Genomic DNA, 6,627 nt, shown 5'->3' on the forward strand with positions numbered 1-6,627 from the left:
ATTGCCTTGACTCCGATCAGGTGGCAGACGGGTCGCGCTTTACTCGGTGCGCGCAACGGGCATACTCCCCCCGGATGCACACATTGGGAGCCACCGTCAGGGGCGTGGCCGCGAGCGCCGCGCTCGGCTTGAACGTCGTCGTCGGCTTCGCGCTGATGATGCCCTTCGCGCTCGTCAAGCTCGCAGTGCGCGGGGGGCCGGTACGCCGGACCTGCGATCGCGCGCTCAACGGGATCGCGACACGCTGGGTCGCGGTCAACGACGCCATCATGGCGGCGGTCGGCCGCACGCGCTGGGACGTCTCGGGCGCCGACGGCCTGTCGTCTCGCGGCTGGTACCTGGTGAGCCCCAACCATCGGTCGTGGACCGACATCCTCGTGCTGCAGAAGGTGTTCCGCGGCCGCATCCCGTTCCTCAAGTTCTTCCTCAAGTCCGAACTGATCTGGGTGCCGGTGATCGGGCTCGCGTGGTGGGCGCTCGACTTTCCGTTCCTCAAGCGCGGCGCGGGCGGCGGGAAGAGCGACATCGAAACCACCCGGCGCGCCTGCGAGAAGTTCCGGACGATCCCGACGTCGGTGATCAACTTCGTCGAGGGCACGCGCTTCACGCGCGCCAAGCACGCGGCGCAGCGCTCGCCCTACCGGCACCTGCTGAAGCCGAAGGCGGGCGGCATGGCGATCGCGCTCGCGACGATGGGCGAGGATTTCACCTCGCTCCTCGACGTGACGATCGCCTATCCGCGCGGCACGCCGACGTTCTGGGATCTGCTGTGCGGCCGCATGGAGGAAGTGGTCGTGCGCGTCGACGAGCGACCGATTCCGCGCGAACTCATCGGACGCGACCCCACCGGCGACCCGGAGTACCGCGCGGCAGTCGGGGCGTGGCTCGCCGCGATCTGGGAGGAGAAGGACCGCGCGCTCGACGCGCTGCTCGACGTCGGCGCTCGGCCGGTCGCGGCGGCCTGAGACACCGCGAAAGCGCTCCGCGTCCGGCCGGATGCATTCGCGGCCCCCGACCGAGAGGCTCGTCGCGGGCCGCGCGATGCGTCAGAGCGTTCGCGCGTGGTCCCGCAGGCAGCGCAGCGAGCGCTGCGGCGTGAACGACGCCACCGTGCAGCCGGGCGCCACGATCCAGCGGCGGCGTCCTGCCTGCGCGAGCGCGTCGTCGATCTCGGCGCGCAGCTCGGGCAGCGGGCGCTCCTGGATGCGCGTCTCGTCGATCCCGCCCATCAGGCACCGGTCGGTGCGAGCGCGCAACCCCGACAGCGACGGGTTGCCCTGCAGCCGATCGGACAGGCTGATGACCTCGCAGGGGTAGTCGAGCACGCGATCGAGGTCGAGCCCGACGCCGTGGACGTGCAGCACGCGTACCGAGCCCTCGGCCGCTTCGAGCAGGCGGAGGTCGAACGGGCGCTGGTACTCGCGGAACACCGCGTCGCCGACGCCGCGCGGGGCGCCCTCGCGAATCGCGCTGTTGATCGACATGAAGAACCCGTCGGCGCCGGCGTCGCGCGCCGCCGCGACGTAGTCGCACAGCGTGTCGCAGACGGAGCCGATCATGTCGAGCGCGGCCTGGCGATGCTGCGGAATGTGCCGGCCCTCGGAGAAGCCGACGTTGCGCACGACCTGCTGGTAGGGATCGAACAGCGTGTCGAGGATCGGCCAGTCGGGCCCGAGCTCGCGACGCAGGCAGCGGATCGCCTGCAGTTGCCGCGCGAACGCCGGTTCGTCGAGCGAGAGCCGGCGGAAGCGCCGCATCCCGTCCGCGCTGTCGAGCCGTTCGAGCCCCGCGGGAACCGGATAGCGGTAGTCGTTCATCAGCTTCGCGATGTCCCAGTCGTACTCGCGAAGGAATTTGACGTGCAGGTCCGCCGTGTCCTCGCCCGACAGATGGTCGGACAGGAAGTGCACCCACGCGGTGACCGGCGGACGATCGGGCTCGCGGCCCTCGACCGCGGCGAGGAAACGCTCGCGCCGGTTCATTCCGGCTGGATCCCGGCACGCTTGATGAGCTCGCCCAGGCGATCGTGCTCGGACTTCATTAACTGCGCGAACGCCTCGGGCGAGGCGGACGGCGCGACCTGCATGCCCTGCTTGGCGAACGCCGCCTGCAGGTCCGGCATCGCGAGCGCCTTCACCATCTCGGCGTACAGGCGATCGACGATGGGCTTCGGCGTGCCCGCCGGCGCGGCGATGCCGATCCAGGTCGCGAACTGGAATCCCGGAAGACCCTGCTCGGCGATCGTCGGCACATCGGGCAACAGCGCGACGCGTTGCGACCCGGTGGTGCCGAGCGCCCGCAGCTTCCCGGCCTGGATGTTCGGGAGCGGGGTCTGCACCAGGTCGATCATCATCTGGATGCGACCGCCGAGGAGGTCGCTCATCGCCGCGGACGCGCCCTTGTACGGCACGTGCGTGATGTCGATGTTGGCGCGCGACTTGAAGAGCTCGCCAGCGAGGTGCAGCGTGTTGCCGACGCCGGCCGAGCCGTAGTTGACCTTGCCCGGGTTCGCCTTCGCGTACGCGATCAGCTCCTGCACGTTCTTCGCCGGAACCTCCGGGTTCACGACCAGGACCAGCGGCGACACGATCGCCACCGAGACCGGGGCGAAATCCTTGATCGGGTCGTAGGGCAGCTTCTTGTACAGCCACGCGTTCGACGCGTGCGTCGTCATGCCGACCAGCGCCAGCGTGTAGCCGTCCGGCGCGCTGCGGGCGACGTACTCGGTGCCGGTGATGCCCGACACGCCGGGCTTGTTCTCGACCACCACCGATTGCCCGAGTCCTTCGCTCATCTTCTGCGCCATCTGCCGCGCGACGAAGTCAGACGACCCGCCCGCGGTGTAGGGCACGACCAGACGGATCGGCTTGGTGGGATAGGCCTGCGCGGCGGCCGGCGCCGACGGCAGCAACCCGGCACAGAACATCGCGGCCGCGCCCAGCGCGACGCAAGAACGAATCGGGGACATCGCACGCTCCTCGAAGGATGACTCGCCGAGTTTACTCTAGCACAGGCGAGCCGGTCGTCGCCCGTTCGCCGCGCCGAAACGCAGGTCACGCCGCCCGATGCGCGTTTCGCTTGATGCCCGTCAATCCTCGCTCAGCGCAGCGGCGTGTCGGCCGCGGTACGGCGCAGCGCGGCTTCGTAGATCAGGATGGCGCCGGCGAGGTCGGCGGCGCCGTGGCCGGAGAACGCGAACAGCGTGCGTCCGGCGGGATCGCGCGGACGCGGAATGCGCCCGGCCGCGATGTCGGCGAGATCCGCCTCGTACGGCCCACCGCTGACGAGCTGGCCCTCGCGCGCGAGTTCGACCGACTGCTCGCGTTCGTCGGTGATCACCCGCGCGAACGCGGCGAGCCCGTCGCGCCGCCAGCTGCGGCCGAGGTCCGCGGCCGCGACGAATGCGCCGTTCGCGAGCCAGTTCGCGTCGAGGAACGGACGCGCGAGGCCGTTGGGCACCGTGGTGACGACGAGGTCCTGGTCGGCGACCGCGTCGCGCGGTTCCTCGCTCGCCCGTGCCTCGATGCCCAGTGCGCGCAACCCGTCCGCGAAAGCGCGCGCCGCCTCGATCCGGCGGCCGACGACCGTCGCCAGGCGCAATCCCGGGAAGAGGTCGCGCAGCGCGTCGAAGTGGCTCGCCGCCTGCACGCCGCAGCCGACGAAACCGATGCGCTCGCTTTCGGGTCGCGCGTAGTGCCGCGCCGCCACCGCGCTCATCGCCGCGGTGCGTGCCGCGGTGAGCCGGTCGGCGGCGATGAGCGCCAGCGGACGGCCGCTGCGCCAGTCGTTCAGCACGATCACCGAGTTCACCGTGGGCCCGCCCCGCGAGCGCTCCGAAGGCACCACGTTCACCCACTTGCACGCGCTGTAGCGGCGCTCGAGATCGACCGCGGGCAACGAGAGCAGCAGTTCGCCCGGCGACGGCCGCAGGTGCGACTTCGGCGCCACCTGCACCCGGCCGTCCGCGAAACGCGCGAAGACGGCATGGATCGCTTCGCGCCAGTCGTGCGGTGTCAGGCCGAGTGCGTCGACATCGTGTTCGGAGAGCATCAGCACGGCGAATCCCCCGGTCCGCCACCCGGACCTCGGGCGCATTGTCGCGCACCGCGGACCCCGGCCGAGGGCCTCGCGCGGTTTTGCGGGCAAACACGAGGCGCGAAGGTCCGGTACCATGACGTTCGTGCGTGCGAACGCGCGCCCTCCTACGACCCGACGATGCCCCCCGCCGCCTCCACCCGCAGAACGAGCCCGCGTCCCGCGCGGAGCCCGCGCGCGCGGCGCGCGCCTGTCGCTGCCGCCGAGCACAAGAACCACGCGATCTACTTCGTCCCCGGATTGCGCCGCGGTCTCCTCGTGCTCGAGACGCTCGCGAACGAGGGCCGCCCGATGAGCGTCGCCGAGATCGGCCGGCGGATCGGGCTCACGCGCTCCTCGATGTTCCGCCTCGCCTACACGCTGCAGCACATGGGCTTCGTCGAGGAGATCGCGGAGACGAAGATGCTGAAGCTCGGCGCCCGCGTGCTCAACATCGGCTACGCCTACCTCGCGTCGCAGACGCTGATCGAGATCGCGCGTCCCGAACTGGAGGCACTGCGCGACCGCACCAACGTCTCGTCTCACCTCGCGATCCTCGACCGGCGCGAGATCCTCTACCTGTCGTGCATCCAGACGCGCTCCGGCTTCCTGTCGACGATGAACGTCGGCGCGCGGCTGCCGGCCTACGCAACGCCGCTGGGCTGGCTCCTGCTCGTCGACCGCACGCCCGCGGAGATCGCCGCGCTCTTTCCGGAGCGCAGTCTTCCCGCGCTGACCGAGCAGACGCCGAGGAACGCGAAGGAGCTGGCGCAGCGGATCGCGCGCGCGCGCGCCGACGGGTACGCGATCAGCCACGGTGTCGTCGAACCGGGCGGCAGTTCGATCACCGCTCCGGTCCGCGACCGCAGCGGCCGTGTCGTCGCCGCCATCGACCTGTCGGCGCCCGATTCCGCCTTCGACCTCGCGCTGTTCGACACGCGCGACGTGCGCGAGGTGGTCGAGACCGCCGGGCGGATCTCCGCGCGCCTGGGTTTCCCGGCCCCCGGTGCGCCGTCAGTCGCGTCCCCCCGGCGCAGCGGACGCTGACGGCGCGCCCATCACCCGCGCGGGGTCGAACAGCGGCAACGCCGGCTCGCGGCCGAGGATCGCATCCGCGACGAGCGGGCCGATGCACGGGCCGATCGTGTAGCCGCCGCGCACGCAGGCGAGCACCCACGCGCCCGGCACGCCCGGCAGCGGACCGGCGAGCGGAAAGTGGTCATCGACCCAGGCCTCGAATCCGGTCCAGGTCCGCAGCACGCGCAGGTGCGCGAGCGCAGGCACCGCGAAACGCGCGAGCGCCCAGTTCATCACGAGCGTGTCGGGTACGACCTCGCCGCGTCCATCGTCGGGTGTGCCGCGGCCCTGCCAGCCGCCGCCGATCAGGAAGCCGCCGTTCGCCTTCTGCTTGAGCGTCAGGAAGCCGGTCGCGTGCCCGATGCCCGCGCCGAGGCGACGGGCCCCCGGTTCGGTCACGCTCACGGTGTTGACGCGCACGCGAATCGGCAGCGCGACGCCGAGCATCGTCGCGACACGCTGCGTCCACGCCCCGCACGCGATCAGCAGCCGGCGCGCCTCGATCCTTCCGTCGGGAAGCGACACGCGGAACCCGCGACCGCCGCCGTCGAGCGCTTCGATCGCCCTCGCGGGCGCGTGCTCGACGAGCTCGACACCCGCTGCGCGCAGCAGCGAGCGCAGGTAGACGCCGGTGCGGCTCGAGTCCGCGTGCCCGTCGGGCGCGCACCAGCTCGCCGCCACGATGCGATCGGTGAGCGCAGGTTCGCGCGCGAGCACCTCGCGCGGCGACACGAACTCGATCGGCGCACCGGCCGCGCGCTTCTGCGTCATCCGCTCGTGGAGCAGTGCCGCCTCGGCGTCGGTGAAGGCCAGCGTGTAGCTTCCCGTCTCGTGGAAGCCGACCGCGTCGCCCGCGCGGCGCCACCAGTCGTGGCCGCGAAGCGCGTAGGGCATCAGCGCCACGCGCTTGATCTGCAGCGACAGCGTGCCGGCGTTCACGCCGGAAGCCCCCGATCCGGCTGCATCGCGCTCGACGACGGCGACGCGCATGCCCGCCTCCGCCGCGCGCAATGCCGCGGTCGCCCCCATGATCCCCGAGCCGACGACGACGAGGTCGTGCACGCGGCTCATCGTCGTCGCGCAGGCGTCACAGCGGCGCCGGTGTCGCGATCGGCAGCGACGCGTAGTCGAACGCGCCCGCGAGGGTGTCGAGTTCGACCGGACGCAGCGGCGGACGGCCGGTCGGCTGGCCGACCTCCGCGCGCGTACGTCCGGTGCGAAGCGCCGCGAGGCGCGCGATCGCGTCCTCGCACAGCCGGCCGCCGCACGGGCCCATGCCGCAGCGCGTCGCGGCGCGCAGTTCATTGAGCGTGGCGCAGCCGGCACCGATCGCGGCGTCGATGTCCGCGCGCGTCACCCGCTCGCACTGGCAGACGCAGGTGCCCGCGTCGAGCGACGCGAGCGCGCCGTCGCCGACCCGGGCCAGGCGTGCCATCGCCGCGCCGAAGCGCGCCGCGCGATCACGGCTGCGCCGCG

Annotated in this window: 7 protein-coding genes; 2 read left to right on the plus strand and 5 right to left on the minus strand. The window is 71.9% G+C overall.

The window, feature by feature from the left end; all coding sequences use genetic code 11:
• Window positions 1-74 precede the first annotated feature (74 nt).
• Window positions 75-965 carry an acyltransferase gene (locus HS109_06860; protein MBE7522089.1) on the plus strand — a complete coding sequence of 297 codons (891 nt, stop codon included), beginning with the start codon at window positions 75-77 and terminating at the stop codon, window positions 963-965.
• A gap of 81 nt (window positions 966-1,046) precedes the next feature.
• Here the strand turns inward: HS109_06860 and HS109_06865 are convergent, their stop codons facing one another.
• The 3 genes from HS109_06865 to HS109_06875 form a co-directional block, all read right to left on the minus strand.
• Entirely contained in the window at window positions 1,047-1,982 is a 936-nt protein-coding gene (locus tag HS109_06865; protein MBE7522090.1) for a hypothetical protein, read from the minus strand.
• Window positions 1,979-2,968: a tripartite tricarboxylate transporter substrate binding protein gene (locus HS109_06870; protein MBE7522091.1), complete on the minus strand. Its 990-nt coding sequence runs from the start codon at window positions 2,966-2,968 to the stop codon at window positions 1,979-1,981. The genes HS109_06865 and HS109_06870 overlap by 4 nt, the downstream gene beginning before the upstream one ends.
• Before the next feature lie 131 nt (window positions 2,969-3,099).
• Window positions 3,100-4,056 (minus strand): ornithine cyclodeaminase family protein, encoded by a 957-nt coding sequence (locus HS109_06875; protein MBE7522092.1) that lies wholly within the window; start codon window positions 4,054-4,056, stop codon window positions 3,100-3,102.
• A gap of 159 nt (window positions 4,057-4,215) precedes the next feature.
• Here HS109_06875 and HS109_06880 point away from each other — a divergent pair, with 159 nt between their 5' ends.
• Window positions 4,216-5,121 carry an IclR family transcriptional regulator gene (locus tag HS109_06880; GenBank protein ID MBE7522093.1) on the plus strand — a complete coding sequence of 302 codons (906 nt, stop codon included), beginning with the start codon at window positions 4,216-4,218 and terminating at the stop codon, window positions 5,119-5,121.
• Here the strand turns inward: HS109_06880 and HS109_06885 are convergent.
• The gene (locus HS109_06885) at window positions 5,089-6,222 is read right to left on the minus strand and encodes an FAD-binding oxidoreductase (GenBank protein ID MBE7522094.1); all 1,134 of its coding nucleotides are present in this window, start codon (window positions 6,220-6,222) and stop codon (window positions 5,089-5,091) included. The two genes, HS109_06880 and HS109_06885, sit on opposite strands and share 33 nt — an antisense overlap.
• A 16-nt stretch (window positions 6,223-6,238) precedes the next feature.
• A complete protein-coding gene (locus HS109_06890) occupies window positions 6,239-6,586 on the minus strand; it encodes a (2Fe-2S)-binding protein (GenBank protein MBE7522095.1) in 348 nt (115 codons plus the stop codon).
• Between the last annotated feature and the right edge of the window lie 41 nt (window positions 6,587-6,627).

The organism is Burkholderiales bacterium (assembly GCA_015075645.1).
Lineage (GTDB): Bacteria > Pseudomonadota > Gammaproteobacteria > Burkholderiales > Casimicrobiaceae > VBCG01.

Excerpts from the sequence above, each read along its gene's own strand:
- HS109_06870 (MBE7522091.1), bottom strand. The coding sequence starts at position 2,968 with ATGTCCCCGATTCGTTCTTGCGTCGCGCTGGGCGCGGCCGCGATGTTC.
- HS109_06890 (MBE7522095.1), bottom strand. The coding sequence starts at position 6,586 with ATGGCACGCCTGGCCCGGGTCGGCGACGGCGCGCTCGCGTCGCTCGAC.
- HS109_06880 (MBE7522093.1), top strand. The coding sequence starts at position 4,216 with ATGCCCCCCGCCGCCTCCACCCGCAGAACGAGCCCGCGTCCCGCGCGG.
- HS109_06885 (MBE7522094.1), bottom strand. The coding sequence starts at position 6,222 with ATGAGCCGCGTGCACGACCTCGTCGTCGTCGGCTCGGGGATCATGGGG.
- HS109_06860 (MBE7522089.1), top strand. The coding sequence starts at position 75 with ATGCACACATTGGGAGCCACCGTCAGGGGCGTGGCCGCGAGCGCCGCG.
- HS109_06865 (MBE7522090.1), bottom strand. The coding sequence starts at position 1,982 with ATGAACCGGCGCGAGCGTTTCCTCGCCGCGGTCGAGGGCCGCGAGCCC.